Here is a 24,265-nt window from a genome sequence, read left to right as displayed (position 1 = left end):
TCTGTAAATTCATTCGTTTTCTTGAAAATCTATTTAAACTACAAAAAAGATTGTATCGCTAATTCATAACTTTTTAATCCAAAGCCTAATATAACTCCTTTTGCATTTCCTGAAATATAGGATTGGTGGCGGAAACTTTCGCGAGAAAATGTGTTCGAAATATGCACTTCAACAACTGGTGTTGTAATTGCTTTTATTGCATCTCCAATGCCTATGGAAGTATGTGTGTAAGCACCGGCATTTAAAATTATACCTTCATAAGAAAAGCCAAATTCTTGAATCTTGTCAATTAATTCTCCTTCAATGTTGCTTTGATAATAAGTAAATTCAATTGATGGAAATTTTATTTGTAAAGTGGTGAAATATTCTTCGAAAGTTTGGCTTCCGTAGACTTCTGGCTCACGTTTCCCTAGAAGATTAAGATTTGGACCGTTGATAATACTTATTTTCATAATTGTTATTTTGGTAAAAATAAAAAAACCGTTCCAATTTATGGAACGGTTTTAATAAATTTATTTTAATTTTCTTAGAATTTAAAACCTGCTGAAACTTGAACAACTGAGTTTTTAACTTCGGCATCCTTTGAGGCATCTGTTAATCCCAATCCATAACGTCCTTGTATGAAAAAATGGTTTGTAATACTTAGACCTAAACCGCCAACTACCGCAAAATCAAAAGTATTTGCATCTTTGACATCAAAGTTGTTTCTTTCACTCAATAAAAAAGAAGCTTGTGGGCCTAATTCAAGACTAACCACTTTATTCAAATTGATTTTTGCCAAAACTGGGATTGATAAATAGCCTAATTCATTTTTAAATTCTTCAATTGCATTTTTGTAAGTCGCTCCTTGGGTTGAATAAAGTAGTTCTGGTTGTATAGAGAAACTATCGATAAGTTTTATTTCAGCTACTAAACCTGCATGATAACTCGTAATAGCCGAAGTGCTATAATTAGAATTGTTAATAGTTACTTCAGAGCCATTTTGATTTGCATAATTTAAACCTCCTTTGATTCCAAACTTAACTAATTGAGCTTGCATATTACTTGAAATAGCTAGCAGTAAAGCGGCAACTAAAATTGTCTTTTTCATAATATTGGTATTTAATTATTGTTCTTAATTTGTAACATCCAAGGTAAAACTCTTAATGTAAAGAAATATTACAATTTTATGTTTTTTACTTATAATATTCACTTAAATTTAATTTCAATATTGCAATGTTTCGAAGCTTTTAATTAGCTATTTTTTGTGTAAATTTAGTTTTATTTTTTTTAAATACCTAATAGTCAATAAGTTAAATCTTATTTTTCATTGTATTTAAACGGATTAATTAGGCAGTCAACGAGTTTTATGGTCTAAAGAAGAAAGTCATATTTGATTTTTTTAACTTTAGATCTATAAATTTTAAATAATTAATCATGAAAAAAATTACTTTATTATTAGTAACAGTTTTCACATTTGGGATTGTGAATGCTCAAGACAAAGAAGCTATGTCCTTTGGAGTTAAAGGAGGTTTAAACATTTCCTCAATTACTAATGGGGATCAAGATGGTATGAATTCAAAGTCCTTAATAGGATTTCATGTAGGTTTTTTTGGAGAATTTATGATAAGTGATGAATTTTCCATTCAACCTGAAGTGCTGTATTCTACTCAAGGAGTTAAATTAGAAGTTGATGGAGATAAGGGAGATTTGAAATTAGATTATATCAACGTTCCAGTTATGGCTAAATATTATCTAGCTGACGCTTTTAGTCTTGAATTAGGACCGCAGATTGGGTTTCTGGTATCTTCCAAAGCAAAATCTGGGGGAGAATCTATTGATGTTAAGGATGACACTAAGTCAATAGATGTAAGTTTGGGTTTTGGTGCCAATTATAATTTTGCTGAAAATTTTATGTTTGGCGCACGTTATAATTTGGGTTTAACACGAGTGCAAAAAGATTTATTTCCAGGAGAATCAGAATCTAAAAATTCTGTTTTCTTAATTTCCCTAGGATATAAATTTTAATTTTTTTATAAATACAATATATTATGCCTCCCAATTCGGGAGGTTTTTTATATGTAGGTCTTTAAAAGTCTAGTGTAGTTTTGCTGTTGATAAATCTGTTTGTAATTTTATTTAGTAAGAATTTTAAATAATTATTTATTCGTATTTTTATTTTAATTAACATTTAAAATAAAATATGAAAAAAGTAATTTTAGCAGCATTTATCGCATTGGCTTGTACCAATGGTTATTCACAAAAAAAAGGTGGGTTTAGAGTTGGATTGGATTTAGGATATACTGTCCCTTCAAATGGTGGAGGAGGTTTGTTGTTTTCTATTGAACCTAAATATAATATACAGGAAAATATGAACATCGGATTACGAATAGGTGCTGCGGCAATGATTCGCGATATTCAAGATAATGGCACTACCACTAGCGCAAAAGTTTCAGCTAATGGTTCTTATGTAGGAACTTATGATTATTATTTTAATAAAGCCGGAAAATCTTTCGTTCCTTACATTGGAGCAGGAGCAGGATATTATTCTATTGCAAATGTAGAATTTGATGATGTAGATAATACTTCGAATCAAGTTTCTGTAAGTGCAACCGGTAAAATGGGAGCCTTATTGCGAGGTGGTTTTGAATGGGGTAAATTCAGAATGGGGGTAGAATATAATCTTGTGCCAAAATCTGATTTGCAAAATCTAAATGGAGATAAAGTTGGAACTGTTTCTAATACTTATTTAGGAATTCATTTAGGATTTTATGTTGGCGGAGGTAAATGGAGAAAATAATTTTTGATTTGATTAAAGAAACCACGTTTAAAAGCGTGGTTTTTTTATGTCTAAAAAATGCTTTACTTTGGGATATGAATTGGAATACTTATATAAAAAGTTATCAGTCTTATTTAAGAATCGAACGGGGTTTGTCAAAGAATACTATTGAAAATTATTCTTTCGACATAGAACGGTTATGCCACTTTCTTGAAAAAAATGGAACAATTATTTCACCATTACATATTGATGAGGAAACTGTTCAGCAGTTTATTTATGATATTTCAAAGCAAGTTAATCCGCGTTCACAGGCTAGAATCATTTCGGGACTTAAAAGTTTTTTCGGCTATTTAATATTCGAAGACTTTCGAGATACTAATCCTTTAGAATTGATTGAAACGCCTAAAACGGGTCGAAAACTTCCGGATACATTATCTGTTACTGAAATTGATAATCTGATCTCCGCTATTGATTTAACCACTAATGAAGGGGAGCGTAATCGTGCCATGCTCGAAACACTTTATGGTTGTGGATTACGGGTTTCTGAATTGACAGCTTTGAAAATTTCCGATTTGTTCTTTGAGGAAGGTTTTGTTAAAATCACCGGAAAAGGGAATAAGCAACGGTTTGTTCCTATTGGAAATTTGACTCAAAAATACATTCAAATTTATAAAGATACGATGCGAGTCCATTTAAATATTAAAAAGGGATTTGAAGATACATTGTTCTTGAATAGAAGAGGAAATCAATTGACACGAGCCATGATTTTTACGATTATTAAAGATTTAGCTGTAAAAATAGATTTAAATAAAAACATCAGTCCACATACGTTGCGACATTCTTTTGCCACACATCTTCTGGAAAATGGTGCCGATTTACGATCCATTCAATTGATGCTGGGGCATGAATCGATCACTACAACTGAGATTTATGTTCATCTTGATCGAAAATTTTTATCGCAGGTAATTAATACATTTCATCCCAGAAAAAAATCAGATTTCTAATGGAAGAATCTTTCTGCTGCAAAAAAAAGGCTTATCAATTTTTAAATCAATAAGCCTTACTGTTTATGCATTTTTATTCCCCTTCGAAGTGGTTAAGGGAGTATTATTTCGCAATATTAACTGCTCTTGTCTCTCTAATTACAGTTACTTTAACTTGCCCAGGATAAGTCATTTCTGTTTGAATTTTTTGTGATATTTCAAAAGATAAATTAGCTGCATTTTCATCAGAAACTTTTTCGCTTTCTACAATAACACGAAGTTCTCTACCGGCTTGAATAGCATAAGCGTTTTTTACACCGTTAAATCCGTAGGCTACTTCTTCTAAATCTTTTAAACGTTGAATATAAGAATCTAATACTTGTCTTCTTGCACCTGGTCTCGCACCTGAAATAGCGTCACAAACCTGAATAATAGGAGATAATAGCGATTTCATTTCAATCTCGTCGTGATGCGCTCCAATTGCATTACAAACTTCTTCTTTTTCACCGTATTTTTCAGCCCATTGCATTCCTAATAACGCATGAGGTAAATCACTTTCTGCATCTGGAACTTTACCAATATCGTGCAATAAACCAGCTCTTTTAGCCAGTTTTACGTTTAAGCCAAGTTCAGCTGCCATGATTCCACAAAGTTTAGAAACTTCACGAGAGTGTTGCAATAAATTTTGTCCATAAGAAGAACGGTATTTCATACGTCCCACAACTTTGATTAATTCAGGGTGTAAACCGTGAATCCCTAAATCAATAACGGTACGTTTACCTACTTCTATAATTTCATCGTCAATTTGTTTCGCTGTTTTAGCAACAACTTCTTCAATACGTGCTGGGTGAATTCTTCCGTCAGTTACCAGTTTGTGTAATGCCAAACGGGCAATTTCTCTACGTACAGGGTCGAAACAAGAAAGAATAATAGCTTCTGGTGTGTCATCCACAATGATTTCAACTCCGGTTGCAGCTTCAAGTGCACGGATATTTCTACCTTCACGACCAATGATTCTACCTTTTACGTCATCGGATTCAATGTTAAAAACAGATACGCAGTTTTCAACTGCTTCTTCTGTTCCAACTCTTTGAATCGTGTTGATTATAATTTTCTTAGCTTCTTGCTGTGCAGTTAATTTAGCCTCTTCAATCGTATCTTGAATATGAGACATCGCTTTACTTTTAGCTTCGGCTTTTAATCCCTCTACGAGTTGATTTTTAGCTTCCTCAGCAGATAAACCAGAGATTACTTCCAGTTGTTGTAATTGGCTTTTGTGTAATTTGTCTACTTCAGACTGTCTTTTGTCTAAAACTTCTATTTTAGTGCTGTATTCTAAAGTTTTAGATTCAAAATCATCATTAACTTTCTTTGCTTTAGATAGTTCATTAGAAATTTGAGATTCTTTGTCACGAACTCTTTTTTCTATTTCTGCTACTTTTTTGTCACGCGAAAGTATTACTTGCTCATGTTCTGATTTCAATTCGATAAATTTTTCTTTTGCTTGAAGAATTTTATCTTTTTTTATGTTCTCAGCTTCAAGATTAGCATCTTTTAGAATCGATGCGGCTTCTTTTTTTGCGTTTTTAATTAAGTTAGAAATATTGCTTTTTTCTATTAGTTTGGCTACTCCAAAACCTCCTGCAATACCTATAAAACCAGTAATAATGATCGTTAATATGTTGTCCATGTTTGTTAAAATTTATATATAAAAAAGCCTACATTAGGGTAATTGAATAAACTCGGAAAGACAAGTTTTGAGCTAACTCACTGTTCAAGTTTCCTCGCCGAAGCGTGGCATGCTTTAGTAGTGATGATTTGCTCATTCTAAATTGTTAGTGTTGAGTTTACCAAATATGAACTAATGTAGGCAGTATCTTAGTCTTTGTAAAGAACGTTTAATTGTCGAGATATTGGTCTAAAACTGCATTGATTTTTTTTAATCTTTCAATGGTTGCTTCACCATCAATTGCATTATCAATTTGTTTTTGTTCTACTTGTGAGGCAAATTGTAAAGCGCACATGGCTAATACATCTTGCTTGTCCCGAACAGCATAATTTTCTTCAAATTGCTTTATCATCACATCAATTTTTTTTGAGGCGCTTCTAAGGCCTTCTTCCTGAGACAATTCTACCGTTAACGGGTAAACTCTGTCTGCGATTGATATTTTAATTTTAAGCTTATCGTCCATATTTATTATTAATCTGATAGTTGCGCTATACAGTAATCAATTTCGCGAATTAATGAATTTATTTTAAGCTTTGTATCTCTTTTATTATCGTCACTGCCTAATAATGTATTAGCAATTTTGAGTGTTTCACATTGCGTTTTCAGCGCTTCAATCTCTTGATGTTGAGTTTGTATGGTTGTTGCAGATTTCGTTAATTCAATTTTTAAATCTTGATTGATTTTCTCCAAACCTTTCAGTTTACTGAAAAGTTTTTCAACCTTATTTTCAAGAGTATCAATTATTTCTGCAATTACACTCATTATTAATTCTAATTCATTACTTAATCTTACAAAGTTAGTATTCCTTTTTATTATTACAATATTTTATTGATTTTTTTACGTTAAAAAAATCAATTATATGTAATTCAATACGTTGGGATTTGATTTCGTTTATAATTTTTTATTACCTACTTTTTTTTATCTTAGCAAAAATGAACCCCATGAAAATTTTTATATTTCTTATGTTTTTTTGCAGTCCTCTTTTTGCTCAAGTTGGCTATCCCAAAGATTATTTTAGTTCGCCGCTTGATGTCCCAATGCAACTTTCAGGGAATTTTGGTGAATTGAGACCCAATCATTTTCACGCAGGCTTTGATTTAAAAACACAACAGAAAGAAGGATTAAAGGTTTACGCTGTTGCCGATGGCTATATATCAAGAATAAAAATTTCTACTTTTGGAAACGGAAAAGCGATTTATATTACACATCCTAATGGGTATACATCAGTTTATGGTCACTTGCAAAGAGCTAATGACGGTATTGAAGTTTACAACAAAAAATCCCATTATGCGTTGAAATCTTTTGAAATCGAATTGTTTCCTAAACCAGAGGAATTGATTGTTAAAAAAGGACAAATAATCGCTTTTTCTGGAAACACAGGAGGCTCAGAGGGACCACATTTACATTTTGAAATTCGAGATACTAAAACAGAGAAAATTATTAATCCAATGTTTTTCGGATTTGATAAAAACATTAAGGACACAAAAAAGCCTGTCATTTCCTCTGTTTATGTATATCCTTTGGATACAAAAACTTCGGTAAATCATTCGAAACGCCCCTTGTTGCTTAATTTGTCATTACAAAAAAATGGAACCTATTTGTCTGAAAAAGTGGTCGCCAATGGGAAAATAGGTTTTGGAATAACTGCTGTTGATTATGACGATGTTTCTTTTAACAAAAACGGTCTTTTTAAAGTCCAGTCTTTTTACAACGGGAAACCAAATTTTGGGTATCAGTTCGACACCTATTCTTTTGATGATATGCGTTATGTAAATGCGCTGATAGATTATTCGAAGTATAAGAAAACGCAGCAAAGAATTCAGAAATTATTCATGAAAAATAAATATGGCTTAAGTATTATTCAGGCTGGTGAAAACAACGGAATCATTTCAGTAGTTCCTAACTTGACTTCTGTTTATCGAGTTGAAGTTTCGGATTTTTATGGAAATAAAAGTACGGTTTCCATCCCTATTCAATATGATTTATTGTCCACTATTATTGAGCAAGAGCCTGTTGTGTCTAACTATTTTGTAAGAGCGAACAAAGACAGTAATTTTGCCAAAGATAACATGTCGGTTTTTTTTCCTGCAGGAACTTTTTATGAGGATTTTGATATGAATTTTGATGTCAAAAATGATATTTTGTATCTTCATGATGATACTGTTCCGGCGCATACTAATTTTACAATTTCTATAGAAGACAATAAATATACGGAAGCTCAAAGAGAAAAAATATTTATAGGTTTAATCGATGGTAAGAAAGTGACTTATAATTCAACGTATAGAAAAGAGAACGTTTTTAATACAAAAGTGAAAACGTTAGGAAAGTATACTTTGGTTTTAGATACTATAGCGCCAAAAATCACTATTACGAAACCAATTGAAGGGAAATGGTTGAGCGATCAAAAGACAATTCAGCTTACTATAAATGATGAATTATCAGGGATAAAATCATATAATGGCTATTTGAATGGAAACTGGATATTATTCGAATACGATAATAAAACTAAAAAACTAATTCATAATTTCAGTGATGGGATTGTTTATGAAGGTGCCAATGATTTAAAAGTGGTTGTAATTGATAATGTAGGAAATTCAACTATCTTTGAAACTCATTTTTTTCGAAGCCAAAAAAAATAAAAACCAAACCATTTGAGTACTCATAAATTAATAGTTGTTTTCTTTTTTTTCTTTGTTGGGCTTTCTCTATCAGCCCAATCGGCTAGGATTAAAGGAATTATTCTTGATAAAAATAACCAACCTGTAGAGAATGTAAATGTTTTGTGTCTTGACAAAACAACACAATCTAATGTAAATGGGTTTTTTGATTTGGCTGTTCCTGCCAATCAAAAATTGGTGGTTATTTTTACGCATATTTCTTTGAAAAAGACGACGGTTTCGATTGTTTTAAAATCAAATGAAGATTATGAGTTCAATTTGGTAATGAGTGATTACCAAGAACAGATGGGCGAAGTTATCGTTATTGCAAAAAATGGAAAAAGAGTTCAGGGGATTACTACAATTGAGCCTGAGGTTATCCGAAAAATTCCCGGAGCCAATGCGGGAATCGAAAATATTTTGAAAACCTTACCTGGAGTGAATTCTAATAATGAACTGAGTACACAATACGCCGTTCGTGGTGGAAATTATGATGAGAATTTGGTTTATGTGAATGAAATCGAAGTATACCGTCCTTTTTTAATTCGTTCAGGTCAGCAAGAAGGATTGAGTTTTACAAATACCGATTTGGTTCAAAATATTGATTTTTCTGCCGGAGGTTTTCAGGCGAAATTTGGCGATAAATTATCTTCAGTATTAGATATTACCTATAGAAAACCAGAAAAATTTGGGGCTAGTCTTGAAGCGAGTTTTCTTGGCGGAAGCCTTTCGGTAGATGCCGTTTCTAAAAGTAATAAATGGTCGGCAGTAACTGGAGTTCGGTATCGTAACAATAGTCTTTTGGTAAAAAGCCAAGAAACACAAACGAATTTTACGCCAATATTTGCTGATATTCAAACGAATATTAATTATCAGGCTTCGGCTAAATGGCAATGGAGTTTTCTGGGGAATATTTCTCAAAATAAATACCAGTATCAACCATTGACGCGTCAAACTAATTTTGGAACTATTGATAGTCCTATGGCACTTTCTATTTATTATGAAGGCCAAGAAAAAGATAAATTTAATACTTATTTTGGAGCTCTAAAGACAACTTTTAATGCTTCGAATAATTTTACATTGAAATTTATCGGATCTATTTTTCATACTTTAGAACAGGAATATTTTGATATTTTTGCCCAATACCGCTTGGGTGAAGTGGATGCTAATATCGGTTCTGATACGTATGGAGATGTTTCTTTTTCAAGAGGAATTGGTTCGCAACTTAATCATGCACGAAACGATTTAGATGCATTAATTGTAAATACGGAAGTAAAAGGATTTCACGATTGGAAAGAAAACCAATTCGAATGGGGTGTGAAATATACACGTGAATCTATTCGAGACAGAGTAGTGGAGTGGGAAGTAATTGATTCGGCTGGGTTTTCCATAAATCCACCAATTATTATTATGCCTAAAAATGAACAGCCGTATTCGCCTTATACAGGACCTTTAGTACCTTATCAAAATGTGAGAGCAACTAATTTCAATACGATTAATAGATTTTCAGGCTACTCACAATGGAGTAGAAAAGATAATTTAGGTTCGAGTGAAGTTTGGTATAATACGGGAGTGCGAATGCATAATTGGGAAGTTTCTGGAGATAATGCAAGGAGTAAATCTCAAGTTACTTTTAGTCCAAGAGCACAATTTGCCATAAAACCAAATTGGGAAAAGGATATGGTTTTCAGGATTTCGGGAGGTGTGTATCACCAACCGCCATTTTATAGGGAACTTAGGGATGCAGATGGAGTAGTGCAACCAAATGTTAAGGCACAACAATCCATTCATTTGGTTCTAAGTAATGATTATAGTTTCAAAATGTGGAATCGCCCTTTTAAACTAGTTTCAGAATTGTATTATAAATCATTGACGGATGTAAATACGTATACGATAGATAATGTCCGCATACGTTACGCGGCTAATAATAATGCCAAAGGATATGCGCAGGGATTGGACGTTCGGTTGAATGGGGAGTTTGTGCCAGGAACAGAATCTTGGTTTAGTTTTGGTTATCTTAAAACGGAAGAAAATAGCAATAGCAGGGGATTTATAGCCAGGCCAACAGATCAAAGATTGAAATTTGGGCTTTTGTTCCAAGATTTTATGCCTAATATTCCGAGTGTGAAAATATACTTGAATTTGGTTTACAACACCGGTTTGCCAGGTGGTTCCCCTTCGTATGCGGATCCGTATTTGTACCAAAACAGATTGAGGGATTATCGGAGAGCGGATGTTGGTTTTTCTAAAGTGTTTTTACAAAATAGTTCGGGTAACGGCAATAAAGGTTGGCTTAAAAGCTTTAAGGAGTTAGCTATAGGCTTAGAAATTTTTAACCTCTTTGATAATCAAAATGCAATTACGAATACTTGGGTTCGGGATGTATATTCAAAAAATCAATATGCTATTCCTAATTACATGACTACTAGGGTTTTTAATATTAAATTTAGCGCGAAGTTGTAATAGAAAAGAAATAAGAACTTTTTTATTGCAGTTTTAAGCCCTTTATATATCATAAATCATTTACAGAATGACATCAGCATTTTTAAAAATGATTACATTTGAATTTATTTTTTAATAATATAGCATCATGAGAAAATTACATATAGCATTATTAGGACTTTCTGTTCTGCTTTTAACCAGTTGCAAAGAAGATTCAGAAAAACCCAAAGTAACTTACGATGCTTCTAGGGGAAGAGCCGTCGCCAAAACTGATTCGACAGATATCGAAATAGCCGATTTGCCCATTCATATGGATGGAACCAATTATCTGATTCATCCTGTGGGAGATTTAAGCATTCGAGAAAAAGGAATAAAAACAAGATACGGATCTTCCAGTGTGAATGATTTAAGTTTTACCATATCTAATTATGGAGAAAACGAAATTACCGGGTTTTTACAAAATATAAAGTTCCAAAAAATAGGTTCAGATTCTATAAAAGCATTAACTGATAAACCTGTTTTGATTCAAACTGCAACTTATTTAAAATCAGTTTCTGACAAAACTAAAAATCAAATCATGGTGTACACGATGGTTGATATGGATACCAATAAGGACGGGAAGCTTGATACGAGTGATATTAAGGCATTGTATCTAAGTGAAATTAGCGGTGATAAATTGACTAAATTATCGGATAGTTATCAGGAATTAATCGATTGGAATTTGATTGAATCAAATAATCGTTTGTATTTTAGAACCGTTGAGGATACCAATAAAAATGGACAATTTGATAAAATGGATGTAGTGCATTATAACTATGTAGATTTGTCAAATAAGGACTGGAAAATAATTAGTTACAAACCCGTTTAAAACCTAAATTAAAATATCACTTTCTAAGTCGGACTTTTCAATCGTAAAGTCAAATCCCAATTGTTTTACTAATTGAATAACGAGGTTTTTGTACCAGTTTTCGGATTTTGGATGAATGTATATTTTTTCGATTAATTCGTTGATATCAACATTGATCTTTAGACCATCGTTGATTTTGATGGTATTGTCTGCAACATCTGAAATAATTCGTACTTCACGTTCGTATTGGAAACTCTTTCTTTTGAATAAAAAAGGAAAAAACATATCATCAAACGGAATGTACTCTTTTTTATAATCGATATAATTTACTTCTCCAATGTATTGATTGAAATTGGCCTCAGGATGAAGTGCCTTTTGTAATCTGCCAATCGTGGATTGAATAGCCAATCCTTCGCTGTTTTGTGTGAAAATTTGCCACATCGCAAAGGATTCATATTCATTGATATGCCAACTGCTAATCGCTACTTTTTCCCGATGTGTTTTATAAAAATTGAGAAATTCAGGATTGTCAATCGATAATTTTTTTATTTCTTCAAATGTAGGTTCGCTAAAAGTACCTTCATATTGATCTTCAAATTTATCAGAGCGCGACATAAACAGTTTTTGCGACATCAGTAAGTCTAGAAACTTTGATAAATCAAGGTATTTCCAAACGATGGTGTTAGAATCTTCAGGAAGTTTTATGTTTGGATTATTAAGATACATTTTTTAGAATTTAATACACAATTGAACATAAAACTACTAATTTTAAATCATCATTCAAATGATTGTAAGGTTACTAATTTGTTATAAGTGCCATCCATAGCAATTAGTTCCTCGTGTTTGCCTTGTTCTACAATTTTTCCTTTTTTCATTACCACAATTAAATCGGCTTTTTGAATAGTGGATAAACGGTGTGCAATTACAATAGAGGTTCTATTTTGCATCATGTTTTCCAGAGCGATTTGTACAAATTTTTCGCTTTCGGTATCTAATGCAGAAGTCGCTTCATCGAGTATCATAATCGGAGGATTTTTCAAAACTGCTCTCGCAATAGACAATCGTTGTTTTTGACCACCAGAAAGTTTGTTTCCACTGTCGCCGATATTAGTATGAATTCCTAGAGGTAAATCTTTTACAAATTCATATGCATTGGCAATTTTCAAGGCTTCAATTATTTCTTCATCAGTAGCATCTAATTTGCCTAAAGAAATATTTGCTTTTATGGTATCATTAAATAAAATACTGTCTTGGGTTACCAATCCCATTAAATCACGAAGTGAATGAATATTCATGTCTTTGATGTCAATTCCATCGATACAAATTGTTCCTTCATTAACATCATAAAAACGGGTAAGCAAATTGGCAATGGTACTTTTTCCGCTTCCGGATTGTCCAACAAGAGCTACAGTTTGTCCTTTTTTTACTTCCAATGAAAAGTCTTTTAGAACAGCTTCATCTTCGTATTTAAAGTTGATGTTTTGGATTGTTATATTAGAATCAAAAGTGTTTTTGTCAATCGCATTTTCTTTAGAAGTGATTTCGTTTTTGACTTCTAAGACTTCAAAAACACGTTCAGCAGCGGCTAATCCATTTTTTACGGAATATGAAGCTTTAGAAATGGCTTTGGCGGGCGTAAGAATATTAAAAGCTAATGTCAGATAAACAATAAAGGCAGAGCCTTCTAATGTTTTTTCTACTAACACCAAATTCCCACCATAAAAAAGTAAGACTGAAATTGTTGTGATTCCTAAAAATTCACTTAATGGGGTGGCCAGATTATTTTTGTTTCCGATGCTGTTTGATAAATTTAACAATCGGGTTACAGAATTGTTAAATCTGTTTTTGAAATTAGTCTCTGCATTGTAACTCTTTATCACTTTCAACCCGCTCAAACTTTCATCGACGATAGAAATTAGGAAACCACTTTCTTGTTGTGCCTGTAACGATTTTGCTCTTAAATTTTTAGCGATTTTTGAAATGATTAATCCGGAAATCGGGATAAAAATCAAAACAAATAAAGTCAGTTTTGTGCTTATAAAAAACATGGTTACTAGAGCAAAAACGATGGTTAAGGGTTCTTTTACGACAAGTTCTAATATAGAAAAAAAGGAATTTTGGACTTCATTGACATCGCCAAGCATTCGAGCCATAATATCTCCTTTTCTTTTTTCAGAATAATAGGAAATGGGCAATTCTATTATTTTATTATACATTGATTTTCTCAAATCTCTTAAAACCCCATTTTTGAGGTGCATGATGTGATGTGAAGCGAGATAATTGAATAAATTTTTGAATAGAAATGTTGTAATAACCATTAAAACAACAAATAACAGCGCAACTTGAATGCTATTTTCCTTTGTTAATTCTGAAATTTTATAATACATAAAATCGGAACCAAACTGCTTTATATTTCCTATTCCCGTGTATACAGGTTCTTTTTCGATTGTTTTGGTTTTGCCAAACAGCACTTCAAGTACAGGAAGAAGAGTTAGCATAGATATGGTACTGAACAACGCATACAGAACATTGTATACCACATTCCAGATAATATGAGACTTATAAGGTTTTGTGTAAGGAATTAATTTTAATAAGCTTTTGTCCATTAGTTCAATTGCATTGCAATAATAATATTTTTTATTTTGTCGTTTAATACAGCCTCCACTTTCGTGAAATTCTCAACCGAATCCAATGCAGTATTAACACTGATATAGAATTTTATTTTAGGTTCTGTTCCACTAGGTCTGGCGCAAATTTTGGATCCGTCTTCAGTGTAATAAATCAATACATCGGCTTTTGGCATATCGATGATTTCTTCTTCACCGGTAAGTAAGTTTTTGGCAACAGATGATTTGTAATCTTCTAACATGATTACTCTTTGTCCGTTGATTTCCTTTACAGGGTTTTCGCGTAAAGAAATCATCATCTGATTGATTTCGGCTAAGCCTTCCATTCCTTTTTTAGTGATAGAAATCAAATATTCCTTGTAAAAACCATGTGCTACATAAAGTTTTAATAATTCTTTGTAAACGGTACTTCCTTTAGCTTTGGCCTGAGCCGCAACTTCACAAATTAATAAGGTCGCTGCTACGGCATCTTTATCACGAACCGCATCGCCAACCATATATCCAAAACTTTCTTCTCCACCACCAATGAATTGTAGTTCAGGAAAATCTTTTATCATTTTGGCAATCCATTTAAAACCGGTTAAACCAACTTTAAATTGTACGCCATAAGCTGAAGCCAGTTCCATAATCATAGGTGTTGAAACTATCGTAGAACCCACAAACTGTTTCCCATTGATTTTTCCTGCTTTTTTCCATTCTTCCAATAAGAAAGCGGTCATCAAAATCATAGTCTGGTTTCCGTTCAACAAAGTCATTTGTCCTTCATTATTTCGAACAGCAACACCCAATCGGTCACAATCCGGATCGGTACCTATTACAATGTCAGAATTTGTTTTATCCGCTAATGCCAACGCCATTGCCAATGCTTCCGGCTCTTCAGGATTAGGAGATTTTACAGTTGGGAAATCACCATTTGGGACTCTTTGTTCTTCAACAATATGCACATTCGTATAACCCGCTTGAGATAATGTATCTGGAACCAATGTTATTGAAGTTCCGTGTAACGAAGTGAAAACAATATTCAAATTTTCTTTGGCTGCAGCCGGAGTGTTGAAACTGGCATTTTCAATCGATGATTTAATAAAAGCCTGATCTACTTCGGTATCTATATATTCTATCAAACCTTCATTTGCTGTAAATTTGATTTGGTTGTAATTTAAATTTTCAATTACATTGATAATTCCCTCGTCTTCCGGCGGAACAATTTGTCCTCCATCTTCCCAATACACTTTATAACCATTGTATTCTGGTGGATTGTGGGAAGCAGTAAGAACAATTCCACATTGGCAACCTAAATATTTAAGGGCAAATGATAATTCTGGTGTTGGTCTCAAACTAGAAAATAAATAAACATGGATGCCATTTGCTGAGAAAACATCCGCAACCACTTTGGCCAATGTATCGCTATTATGACGACAATCATAAGCAATAACTGCTTTTATGGGCTGATTAGGAAATGACGTATGCAAATAATCGGAAAGACCTTGTGTACTTTTTCCAAGGGTGTATTTATTGATGCGATTGTTTCCTACGCCCATCACACCGCGCATTCCACCGGTTCCAAATTCAAGATTTTTATAAAAACTTTCTTCCAGATCTTTAGGCGATGTAGTCATCAATTCTTTGATAGATTCCTGCGTTGCTGTGTCAAATGTTGGTGTTAGCCATTCATTTACTGCATCCAAAATGTTTTGTTTGATATCCATTTTTGTATGTTTTTTAGGTTTTAAATTCTTAGTTTAAAATTTAAATATAGTTATTTTGACGAATCAATTTCAATTTTTTTAGGAGCTATTCCTGCTATCCGCTGTATCTTTTTCTTGAAAAAAGAAAAAGGATGCCGCTGCTATCAGGGCTAGTTCGTGTACTGACGAGAAATGGTTCCTATAATTTCAATAATTATCCCAATGCAATTTGCAAAATCAATCAATATGATTTGCATTAATTTTTTATTTAGAGTAAAAATTATAAAAAATTAACCTCACTTGAAACTTTGTAACGCTCTTCATTGTTTTTGGTACGCAAAATTATTTCGCCAAGAAATCCAGCCAAAAATAATTGAGTTCCCAATACCATTGTGGTTAGTGCAATATAAAACCAGGGATTGTTAGTCACCAAGCTATAACGCATGTCATTATACATATGGTATAATTTTGAAATACCAATATATCCAGCAAGCATAAAACCAATGATAAACATTAGAGATCCTATTGCACCAAACAAGTGCATCGGTCGTTTTCCAAAACGGGAAAGAAACCAAATGGTAATCAAATCCAAGAAACCATTAATGAAACGTTCCATTCCAAACTTGGTTTCGCCATATTTTCTGGCTTGATGTTGGACCACTTTTTCGCCAATTTTTCCAAAACCGGCGTTTTTTGCCAAAACAGGAATGTATCGGTGCATTTCACCCGTAACTTCAATGTTTTTAACAACAACATTTTTATAGGCTTTCAATCCACAATTGAAATCATTCAGTTCAACTCCCGAAGTTTTTCTGGCAGCCCAATTGAATAATTTTGAAGGTAAATTTTTGGCAACTATGGAGTCGTAACGTTTCTTTTTCCAACCGGAAACCAAATCATATTTACCATTTACAATCATTTCATATAATCCGGGAATTTCTTCTGGACTGTCTTGTAAGTCGGCATCCATGGTGATAATGACATCGCCTTCGGCTTTTGCAAAACCAGCATGCAACGCTTGCGATTTTCCAAAGTTTTTCATGAATCGAATGCCTTTCACATGAGGGTTTTTACTGGCAAATTCTTCAATAATAGGCCATGAATTATCTGTGCTTCCATCATCCAGAAAAATGATTTCATAGCTGTAATTATACGATTGCATCACTTTAATGATCCAAGTGTAAAGTTCTTTAAGTGATTCCTCTTCGTTAAGAAGTGGTATGAGTATAGATAAATTCATTCCTAATATTTATTCTTGTGATGAAGATTTGCTTTTAAAAAATGCTGCCATGATCAATCCTAAGATGGCACAAAAAAAGATGTTGAAAATTGACCCTTTTAATTGTTCAACTATGGAATAAGGATCCGTTTCTCTTAACTTTGAAATGGTTTCATTTAAAGAGGATGCCGCTACTCCAAATTTTTCAGAAGTACTGATCAAATATTTTATGGTTAAATCCAGAAGAGTAGCTTTTACTGAAGGATCTATGAAATTGAACAAAATGATTTTGAAAGCGACTGAAATAATAACGCCAATTACTGCGGTAATAAAATAGGTAGTGAAGGCTTCTTTAAAAGGAAAAATGCTGTTTAATTCTTTCTTTGTTTTAGAAAGCGATACAATTGGAACAATGATAAAAACAGAAAAGCTTAAAAGTGTAGTCCACCAGGCGATGAATAGTTTTATGTCTATTGCATACATTAAAGTAGTAATTAATGATAATATTACTCCTGTGATTATCCCAAATGTAATTCCGTTTCTTTTTATAATTTCATTAACCATTAGTAGCTGTTATTTATTAATCCACAAATATAGCAATTCCCAATATATTCGAGGATAAAAATCGCTTTTTACGATTATATAAAAAAAGTCATGCAAAGATTTGATTATTGAAAAAAAATTGTAAATTTGCAAACTCAAAATAATATTGTAAAACAAAAAGTTATAAGGAGTTTATACCTTTTCTGTTAGAAGAAAAGCTTCAAAACAAGTTATAATTGACAAATAAAAAAAGATTAACAAGATGAAAAAAGGAATTCACCCAGAAAATTACAGATTAGTTGCATTTAAAGACATGTCAAATGACGAAGTTTTTATCACTAAATCTACTGCAGATACAAGAGAAACATTAACAGTTGACGGTGTTGAATACCCAGTTGTAAAAATGGAGATCTCTAGAACTTCTCACCCTTTTTACACAGGTAAATCTAAACTTATCGATACTGCAGGACGTATTGATAAATTCAAAACTAAATACGCTAAACACGTTAAATAATTTTAACTTGTTTTCTAAAATATTGCCTTCCTCCCAACACTTCGGGATGGGAGGCTTTTTTTATTTTTATCTATTTGAAAACTTTGTAACTTTGGTGTCAATATATTAAAACGGCAGGTTGGTAAAATAAATTTTCGAATCAACAAATAACGAATCCACAAATAAACAATTTTATGAATTACATACTTTTTGATGGTCCTTCACGAAATGCATTATTGCCTTTTACTTTCACGCGTCCGGTTGCTGATATTCTTATTGGGATAATGACCATTCGTCAAAAATGGGAAATGCGTTTGGGTTCTACCACAACTACATTAACAGAAGAATATTTGTCCGAAAAATATCCAATGGTAGAACTGGAAGAAAATGTAATGATAAATGCTTCCTTTCTTCCTAACGATGTTTTGGTCGAAATGGTCAGTAATTTGGAGTCGAATCAGGCTATTTTTAAAGGAGAAGAAGTAATTGCTTTTTATACGAACGAAAACCAGGAAGAAGTCGATTTTGATACCTATGAAATTATAGAATATCAAGACGATTGCTTAACGGTGGAGCATACTTGGGATATTTTTTCCAAAAATGATGCAGCGATTCGAGAGGATTTTGAATTCTTAACCGAAGACAGAAAATCACAGCCCATCCCTAAAAGTGTTAATGTTATTGCGCCAGAAAATATATTTATAGAAGAAGGAGCAAAGTTAGAATTTGTTACCTTAAACGCAGCTACAGGTCCTATATATATAGGTAAAGATTCTGAGATTATGGAAGGTTCCGTAATCAGAGGCCCTTTTGCCTTGTGCGAAAATGCAACTGTAAAAATGGCTGCCAAAGTGTACGGCTCAACAACTGTTGGTCCGCATTCCAGAATTGGTGGAGAAGTTAATAATTCGGTATTGTTTGGTTATTCGAATAAGGGACACGACGGGTTTTTAGGAAATTCTGTTCTTGGCGAATGGTGTAATATTGGTGCCGACAGTAATAATTCGAACTTAAAAAATAATTACGAAGAAGTGAAATTGTGGAGTTATGAAACTGAAGGTTTTGCTAAAACCGGACTTCAGTTTTGTGGATTGATGATGGGAGACCACAGTAAATGCGGGATTAACACGATGTTCAATACCGGAACGGTAGTAGGGGTAAGCGCTAATATTTTTGGCAGCGGATTTCCCCGCAACTTTGTACCGAGTTTTTCTTGGGGAGGCGCTTCTGGTTTTACCACTTATATAACCAAAAAAGCGTTTGAAACGGCTCGATTAGTAATGGCACGCAGAAATGTTGACTTTGACGAAAGAGAAGCCGCAATTTTAGAACACGTTTTTGAGGAATCTAAAAAGTGGAGAAAAGAATAGCAGTAGCATTTAAAACTAACTTCTGAACAATCCATCATTTTGTCATTTCGACAAAGGAGAAATCTCACTTGGGATTTCCTTTGTCGAAATGACAATTTTAGTTGTATAGATTCCTTAAAAACTTTTCTAATTGGCAAATTGTCTAATTATCAATTTAATCTATCTTTGCACTTTCAAAAAAAATGTTCATCAGTTAATATAACTTTAAATTTTCGAACATTAAACTTTAAACAAAAACAATGATTACAGTTAACGATATTTCCGTACAATTTGGTGGCACAACACTTTTTAGTGATGTTTCTTTTGCCATAAATGAAAATGATAAAATTGCCCTTATGGGTAAAAATGGAGCAGGAAAATCGACGCTTCTTAAAATTATTGCGGGTCAAAGTAAGCCTTCAACCGGGAATATTTCGGCACCAAAAGATGCTGTTGTAGCTTATTTGCCCCAGCATTTATTGACTACTGATGGTGCGACGGTAATGGAAGAAACTTCTAAAGCTTTTGGTGAAGTTTTTGGGATGAAAGCGGAGATTGATGAAATCAATGAGCAATTGACGATTCGTACGGATTATGAAAGTGACGCTTACATGAAATTAATCGAAAGAGTTTCTGACTTAAGCGAGAAATTTTATGCTATCGAAGAAATAAATTATGAGGCCGAAGTAGAAAAAATATTAATTGGTTTGGGTTTTGTTCGCGAAGATTTTAGCCGTCAAACTTCGGAGTTTTCTGGAGGATGGAGAATGCGAATAGAACTTGCTAAAATCCTTTTGCAAAAACCAGACTTAATTTTACTGGATGAGCCTACCAATCATATGGATATTGAAAGTATCCAATGGCTGGAAGATTTCTTGATTAATTCCGCCAAAGCGGTGGTGGTGATTTCTCACGATAGGGCTTTTGTAGATAATATTACGAATCGTACCATTGAAGTTACCATGGGGCGTATTTATGACTATAAAGCAAAATATTCCCATTATTTGGAACTGAGAAAAGACCGTAGGGTGCACCAGCAAAAAGCGTACGACGAGCAACAGCGTATGATTGCGGATAACAGGACTTTTATTGACCGTTTTAAAGGGACATTTTCTAAAACAGATGCTGTTCAATCTCGAGTTAAGATGTTAGAGAAATTGGTTATTGTGCAGGTTGACGAAGTAGATACTTCGGCTTTAAAATTAAAGTTTCCTGCTGCAGTACGTTCTGGACAATATCCTGTGATTGTGAAAGAATTGTCTAAAACGTACGGCGAGCATGTTGTTTTTAAAGATGCGAATGTGGTGATCGAAAGAGGCGAGAAAGTAGCTTTCGTAGGAAAAAATGGTGAAGGAAAATCGACGATGATTAAAGCAATCATGAAGCAAATTGACATTGATGGCGGGAGCTTAGAGATCGGTCACAATGCACAAATTGGTTATTTTGCCCAAAACCAAGCTTCTTTATTAAATGAAAATGCCACTATTTTTGAAACCATTGATGATATTGCCGTGGGTGATGTTCGAACTAAAATTAAAGATATTTTGGGAGCTTTCATGTTTCATGGTGATGATGTAACCAAGAAAGTAAAAGTGCTTTCCGGTGGTGAGAAAACCCGTTTGGCAATGATAAAATTATTGTTGGAACCGGTGAATTTATTGATTCTGGATGAGCCTTCGAATCACTTGGATATGAAAACCAAAGATATAATCAAAGAGGCGCTACGTGATTTTGACGGAACATTAATTTTGGTTTCTCACGATAGGGATTTCTTGGATGGATTGGCGACTAAGGTTTTTGAATTTGGAAACAAAAGAGTAGTGGAGCATTTCGAAGATATTACTGGTTTCTTGGCAAATAAAAAAATGGACAGTATGAGAGAGATAGAGAAGAAGTAGTATTCAGTTTTAGCAAACGGAATTTGCATTCTGAAGAATAAAAAAAAGGTATACGGAAATAGCGTATGCCTTTTTTTATTGCTAATTTGAATTTTGGATTTCAAAAAACACATTCTTTTTTGACATTTTTTTATAACCGTATTCCGGGAGGCAGTAATTCTTTATAAATAGGATTTTTTTTAAAAAACAGCACTATTTTAGGAAGAATAGGGACGACCTTAAATTTTCGTTCCATCGCAATCTCCATTATGTTTTTTAGAAAATTAGAAATGAATTCTTCGTCTTCAAATGAATCAGGAACATTGATCTTTGTTAAAAATATTTTTTTCTCTTGAAACGAATACTCAACAGAAACTAATCTTTCGTCAATTATAGTTTCAAATTGCCTTGCAAAAGTATTGTCCTTGATTTCCATGTTGATTGCTGCTTCCATACTGATTTAACTGTGATTCATTGGTACTTCTACCAAAAGTATTTTTGATTTGGTGATAATCTTGATTTCAAATTGATCGAAATCAGTTATTCCCATGGCATCTCTTGCCTTCAAAATTTGATTATTAACTTCTATTTCGCCTTCAATTAAAAATAAATAGACTCCGTTTTTAGGAATTTTAACTGGGTATATCGTAGTGGTGTTAGTGTCGAAAATACCTAAATAAAAGAAGGTTTTCTGGTAGACCCAAAGCGCATTTCCGTCAGTATTGTCTTTTGGCGATACAATATTTACAAAGGTATTGATTTGATTCTCAATATCAAATGATTTTTGGTCGTATCTTGGTGTAACGCCTTCTTTGTCAGGGAATACCCATAGTTGTAATGTTTTGGCATTGTCCTTTTGACTGGCATTCATTTCAGAATGTTCCACTCCGGTTCCAGCACTCATTACTTGTACTTCTCCAAAACGAATTACACCTTCATTTCCCATATTGTCCTTATGTATCAATCCGCCTTCAAGTGGAATGGTTATGATTTCCATATTGGCATGACCATGCGTACCAAAGCCTGTTCCTCCTGCAATAGTGTCGTCATTTAAAACGCGTAACATGCCAAATTGTACGCGTTCCGGATTGTGATAATTTCCAAATGAAAAGGAAAAATTGGCTTTAAGCCAGCCAAAATCTGCTTTGCCTCTTGTGTTCGATTCAAATAGTTGTGTTGTCATAAATTATTGATAATATAAGGTGAAAATTCCAGTAGTTTCCGATAAAAAAATTATTTTTATACAAAATTCGTTATAAAAAATCGGAATGCCCTTATAAAATCGTTAAAACAATTATGAGTAAAATACCAGTTTATCTGATGCCTGGATTAGCGGCAAGTACTGCAATTTTTGAACGGATTGCACTTCCGGAGGATGTTTTTGAAACGCATCTATTAGAATGGGAGATTCCGCTGGATAATGAATCTTTAATGGATTATACCAAGCGAATCGCTCAGAAAATTAAGCATAAAAATCCTGTTTTGATTGGAGTTTCTTTCGGTGGTATTTTGGTGCAGGAAATGGCAAAATATGTTGATGCCCGGAAGGTTATTGTCATTTCGAGTGTAAGAAGTAATTTGGAATTCCCCCGAAGATTGAAAATTGCCAAAACCACGAAAGCCTATAAGCTGATTCCTATGAGTCTGATTGCAAATATCGAAAGTCTGGCTAAATTTTCCTTTGGGGAAAAAGTGAATCAAAGATTGAAATTGTATGAAAAATTTCTTTCGGTCCGGGATATTCGTTATTTGAACTGGGCAGTTGAACAAGTTATTCTTTGGGACAGAACAGTTGTTGATGAAAACGTAATTCATATTCATGGCGATATGGATGATGTTTTTCCAATAAAAAATATTAAAAATTGTGTCGTTGTTAAAGGAGGGACGCATATTATGATTTTGAATAAGTATAAGTGGTTGAATGAAAATTTGCCTTCCATTATATTGGAAACAAAAAATGAAGTAAATGTGCTTTTGTAAGGAAATGAAAGACTAAAAAAAGAAAAAATGAAATTGATAAATAAGTTTACGCTACTCTTTACCGTAATTTTTGCGAGTGGGATATTTATTTTTGCAGCTGCAAATCAAGACGAGGAAAAAGACTTAAAAAAAGAATCAGTTTCTATTTTTCCTGTAAAACTAGATTTTGCAGGGGAAGAAACACCGTTGAAAATATCGGATGTTAAGGAACGTTTGGATAGGGAATTGCTGGTAAATATAAATCTGCATGCGTCCACTATTTTGGCCATAAAAAGAGCCAATCGTGCTTTTTCTGTAATTGAACCTATTTTGAAAAAGAACGGAATTCCGGATGATTTTAAATATCTGGCGGTTATAGAAAGTGGTTTAGTGAATGTGGTTTCGCCAGCAGGAGCCAGAGGCGTTTGGCAATTCATGCCGGAGACTGCCAAAGAAAGAAAAATGGAAGTCAATGATAACGTTGATGAACGCTATGATTTAGAAAAATCTACAGAAGCAGCTTGCAGTTATTTTTTGAGTGCCAAAGGAAAATTTGGTAGTTGGACCTTGGCGGCAGCCTCTTATAATGGCGGAATGACAGGTGTGAATAAGCAAATTGATATTCAAAAAGTGTCTAATTATTATGATTTGTTGCTTACGGAAGAAACGTCTCGCTATGTTTTCAGGATTTTAGCGTTGAAAGAAATTATGAAGAATCCGGTAAAATATGGATTTGCCATTGCTTCGGAAGATTTATATGCAACGTTACCAACTAAGAAAATCGAAATTGACAGTTCGATTACTGATTTGGCCAGTTTTGCAATAAGCCAAGGAATTAACTATAAGATTTTGAAAACACAATCTTTGGCTCAGGGAAACGAAATTAATAAATGATACCGGTAAAAAATACCAAATCGAAATTCCTTTGAAGGGATATTAGCTATTTTTTTTTAAACCATATAAGGCATTAAGAAAATATAATCTACGGTAAAACTAAGATCAGCAAAATACTTAAATGAACTTATATTTCTTATGTGGTTGATGAAAAAAGTGGATTAGTTTTATTCTTTCAAAGTAGGATTGAACGAAATAAAAAA

General features: G+C 33.3%; 22 protein-coding genes and 1 pseudogene. 11 read left to right on the top strand and 12 right to left on the bottom strand.

Annotated features, from left to right (window positions below; genetic code table 11):
• Positions 1 to 38: 38 nt before the first annotated feature.
• Together aroQ and ACNQGG_RS13490 are read right to left on the bottom strand one after the other, a co-directional pair.
• Positions 39 to 452, bottom strand: coding sequence for a type II 3-dehydroquinate dehydratase (gene aroQ / locus ACNQGG_RS13495; RefSeq protein ID WP_417964780.1), 414 nt, complete (start codon positions 450 to 452; stop codon positions 39 to 41).
• A 74-nt stretch (positions 453 to 526) separates the two neighbouring features.
• Complete coding sequence (locus tag ACNQGG_RS13490; RefSeq protein WP_417964779.1) at positions 527 to 1,090, bottom strand: porin family protein; 564 nt, start codon at positions 1,088 to 1,090, stop codon at positions 527 to 529.
• Between the two features lie 326 nt (positions 1,091 to 1,416).
• Between ACNQGG_RS13490 and ACNQGG_RS13485 the strand changes: the two genes are divergently transcribed.
• The 3 genes from ACNQGG_RS13485 (at position 1,417) to xerD (ending at position 3,762) form a co-directional block, all read left to right on the top strand.
• Positions 1,417 to 2,007, top strand: coding sequence for a porin family protein (locus ACNQGG_RS13485; RefSeq protein WP_417964777.1), 591 nt, complete (start codon positions 1,417 to 1,419; stop codon positions 2,005 to 2,007).
• Between the two features lie 175 nt (positions 2,008 to 2,182).
• Positions 2,183 to 2,779, top strand: a complete 597-nt coding sequence (locus ACNQGG_RS13480; protein ID WP_417964775.1) for an OmpA family protein — start codon at positions 2,183 to 2,185, stop codon at positions 2,777 to 2,779.
• A gap of 74 nt (positions 2,780 to 2,853) precedes the next feature.
• Positions 2,854 to 3,762 (top strand): site-specific tyrosine recombinase XerD, encoded by a 909-nt coding sequence (gene xerD, locus ACNQGG_RS13475; RefSeq protein WP_417964812.1) that lies wholly within the window; start codon positions 2,854 to 2,856, stop codon positions 3,760 to 3,762.
• Between the two features lie 103 nt (positions 3,763 to 3,865).
• On the opposite strand, the gene rny is transcribed toward xerD, so the two are convergent.
• From rny to ACNQGG_RS13460, 3 genes are all read right to left on the bottom strand, one after another.
• On the bottom strand, positions 3,866 to 5,431 hold the full coding sequence (rny, locus tag ACNQGG_RS13470) for a ribonuclease Y (RefSeq protein ID WP_417964774.1): 1,566 nt from the start codon (positions 5,429 to 5,431) through the stop codon (positions 3,866 to 3,868).
• Positions 5,432 to 5,639: 208 nt separating this feature from the next.
• On the bottom strand, positions 5,640 to 5,933 hold the full coding sequence (locus ACNQGG_RS13465) for a cell division protein ZapA (RefSeq protein ID WP_035667727.1): 294 nt from the start codon (positions 5,931 to 5,933) through the stop codon (positions 5,640 to 5,642).
• An 8-nt stretch (positions 5,934 to 5,941) separates the two neighbouring features.
• Positions 5,942 to 6,232 (bottom strand): hypothetical protein, encoded by a 291-nt coding sequence (locus ACNQGG_RS13460; protein WP_417964772.1) that lies wholly within the window; start codon positions 6,230 to 6,232, stop codon positions 5,942 to 5,944.
• Between the two features lie 179 nt (positions 6,233 to 6,411).
• Here ACNQGG_RS13460 and ACNQGG_RS13455 point away from each other — a divergent pair, with 179 nt between their 5' ends.
• From ACNQGG_RS13455 to ACNQGG_RS13445, 3 genes are all read left to right on the top strand, one after another.
• Positions 6,412 to 8,109, top strand: a complete 1,698-nt coding sequence (locus ACNQGG_RS13455) for a M23 family metallopeptidase (protein ID WP_417964770.1) — start codon at positions 6,412 to 6,414, stop codon at positions 8,107 to 8,109.
• Between the two features lie 12 nt (positions 8,110 to 8,121).
• Positions 8,122 to 10,590 (top strand): TonB-dependent receptor plug domain-containing protein, encoded by a 2,469-nt coding sequence (locus ACNQGG_RS13450; protein ID WP_417964768.1) that lies wholly within the window; start codon positions 8,122 to 8,124, stop codon positions 10,588 to 10,590.
• A gap of 127 nt (positions 10,591 to 10,717) precedes the next feature.
• On the top strand, positions 10,718 to 11,437 hold the full coding sequence (locus ACNQGG_RS13445; protein WP_417964766.1) for a hypothetical protein: 720 nt from the start codon (positions 10,718 to 10,720) through the stop codon (positions 11,435 to 11,437).
• 3 nt (positions 11,438 to 11,440) lie between these two features.
• On the opposite strand, the gene ACNQGG_RS13440 is transcribed toward ACNQGG_RS13445, so the two are convergent.
• The 5 genes from ACNQGG_RS13440 to ACNQGG_RS13420 form a co-directional block, all read right to left on the bottom strand.
• Positions 11,441 to 12,142, bottom strand: coding sequence for a hypothetical protein (locus ACNQGG_RS13440; RefSeq protein WP_417964764.1), 702 nt, complete (start codon positions 12,140 to 12,142; stop codon positions 11,441 to 11,443).
• A 50-nt stretch (positions 12,143 to 12,192) separates the two neighbouring features.
• Positions 12,193 to 14,022: an ABC transporter ATP-binding protein gene (locus ACNQGG_RS13435; protein ID WP_417964762.1), complete on the bottom strand. Its 1,830-nt coding sequence runs from the start codon at positions 14,020 to 14,022 to the stop codon at positions 12,193 to 12,195.
• Positions 14,022 to 15,749: a phospho-sugar mutase gene (locus tag ACNQGG_RS13430; protein ID WP_417964760.1), complete on the bottom strand. Its 1,728-nt coding sequence runs from the start codon at positions 15,747 to 15,749 to the stop codon at positions 14,022 to 14,024. Before ACNQGG_RS13430 ends, ACNQGG_RS13435 begins: the two co-directional genes overlap by 1 nt.
• Positions 15,750 to 16,008: 259 nt before the next feature.
• Positions 16,009 to 16,968: a glycosyltransferase family 2 protein gene (locus ACNQGG_RS13425; RefSeq protein ID WP_417964758.1), complete on the bottom strand. Its 960-nt coding sequence runs from the start codon at positions 16,966 to 16,968 to the stop codon at positions 16,009 to 16,011.
• A gap of 9 nt (positions 16,969 to 16,977) precedes the next feature.
• Positions 16,978 to 17,511 carry a DUF4199 domain-containing protein gene (locus tag ACNQGG_RS13420; protein ID WP_417964756.1) on the bottom strand — a complete coding sequence of 178 codons (534 nt, stop codon included), beginning with the start codon at positions 17,509 to 17,511 and terminating at the stop codon, positions 16,978 to 16,980.
• A 241-nt stretch (positions 17,512 to 17,752) separates the two neighbouring features.
• On the opposite strand from ACNQGG_RS13420, the gene ACNQGG_RS13415 reads away from it, so the two are divergent.
• From ACNQGG_RS13415 to ACNQGG_RS13405, 3 genes are all read left to right on the top strand, one after another.
• On the top strand, positions 17,753 to 18,004 hold the full coding sequence (locus tag ACNQGG_RS13415) for a type B 50S ribosomal protein L31 (protein WP_039109118.1): 252 nt from the start codon (positions 17,753 to 17,755) through the stop codon (positions 18,002 to 18,004).
• A 173-nt stretch (positions 18,005 to 18,177) separates the two neighbouring features.
• Entirely contained in the window at positions 18,178 to 19,353 is a 1,176-nt protein-coding gene (locus ACNQGG_RS13410) for a GlmU family protein (protein WP_417964754.1), read from the top strand.
• A 239-nt stretch (positions 19,354 to 19,592) separates the two neighbouring features.
• The gene (locus ACNQGG_RS13405; RefSeq protein ID WP_417964752.1) at positions 19,593 to 21,230 is read left to right on the top strand and encodes an ABC-F family ATP-binding cassette domain-containing protein; all 1,638 of its coding nucleotides are present in this window, start codon (positions 19,593 to 19,595) and stop codon (positions 21,228 to 21,230) included.
• 130 nt (positions 21,231 to 21,360) lie between these two features.
• On the opposite strand, the gene ACNQGG_RS13400 is transcribed toward ACNQGG_RS13405, so the two are convergent.
• On the bottom strand, positions 21,361 to 21,645 hold the full coding sequence (locus ACNQGG_RS13400; RefSeq protein WP_417964810.1) for a GNAT family N-acetyltransferase: 285 nt from the start codon (positions 21,643 to 21,645) through the stop codon (positions 21,361 to 21,363).
• 24 nt (positions 21,646 to 21,669) lie between these two features.
• Entirely contained in the window at positions 21,670 to 22,392 is a 723-nt protein-coding gene (locus ACNQGG_RS13395) for a pirin family protein (protein ID WP_417964750.1), read from the bottom strand.
• Positions 22,393 to 22,505: 113 nt separating this feature from the next.
• Here ACNQGG_RS13395 and ACNQGG_RS13390 point away from each other — a divergent pair, with 113 nt between their 5' ends.
• On the top strand, positions 22,506 to 23,189 hold the full coding sequence (locus ACNQGG_RS13390) for an alpha/beta hydrolase family protein (RefSeq protein ID WP_417964748.1): 684 nt from the start codon (positions 22,506 to 22,508) through the stop codon (positions 23,187 to 23,189).
• 27 nt (positions 23,190 to 23,216) lie between these two features.
• Positions 23,217 to 24,108: pseudogene (locus tag ACNQGG_RS13385) on the top strand (lytic transglycosylase domain-containing protein).
• Positions 24,109 to 24,265: the final 157 nt, after the last annotated feature.

Origin of the sequence: Flavobacterium esculini (assembly GCF_048284325.1) — a bacterium.
Lineage (GTDB): Bacteria > Bacteroidota > Bacteroidia > Flavobacteriales > Flavobacteriaceae > Flavobacterium.
The sequence above is the reverse complement of the archived record's forward strand: the minus strand, read 5'-3'. Positions and strand labels throughout refer to the sequence as shown.